The organism is Paracoccus sp. S4493 (assembly GCF_000967735.1).
Classification (GTDB): Bacteria; Pseudomonadota; Alphaproteobacteria; order Rhodobacterales; family Rhodobacteraceae; genus Paracoccus; species Paracoccus marcusii.
The window spans coordinates 1-438 of sequence record NZ_JXYF01000101.1; the positions used below are offsets into that span (position 1 = coordinate 1).

Sequence of the window (438 nt, forward strand, 5' to 3'; positions counted from 1 at the left end):
GTTGATGGCGACCAGGTGCAGTTCGAACAGCGCCTGCGGACCGGGGCCCGCGGCATAGCTTTGCCCCAGGACGCCGAAGACGGCGAAGAGGACGGCGAACATCAGGCAGTCGCTCATCAGGTAGATCCAGAACCCGATGGTCGTCGAGGCCCCCTCCTCGTGGTGATGGGGTTCGGTGTCCCAGTACTGGACGTCGGTTGCGGTCGCGGGTGTCATCATGTCCTCCGATCAGGCGCCAAGCGCCGCCAGCTGGCGGTCGCGCGCGGCCTCGGTCCGTGCAACCTCTTCGGCCGGAATGTGGAAGTCGCGGTCATAGTTGAAGGTATGGGCGATCGCCACGGCGATCATGCCGATGAAGGACGCCGCCGCCAGCCACCAGATGTACCAGACCAGCGCAAAGCCGCAGACCGTCGCAGCACCCGCCAGGATCACGCCCGT

Annotated in this window: 1 protein-coding gene and 1 pseudogene; both read right to left on the reverse strand. The window is 66.0% G+C overall.

The window, feature by feature from the left end:
* Positions 1 to 216 (reverse strand): annotated as a pseudogene (locus tag TW83_RS13330) (cytochrome o ubiquinol oxidase subunit III); the annotation flags it as partial.
* A 12-nt stretch (positions 217 to 228) separates the two neighbouring features.
* Positions 229 to 438: hypothetical protein (locus tag TW83_RS13335; RefSeq protein ID WP_045983271.1), on the reverse strand; the 210-nt coding region annotated here is incomplete at its 5' end.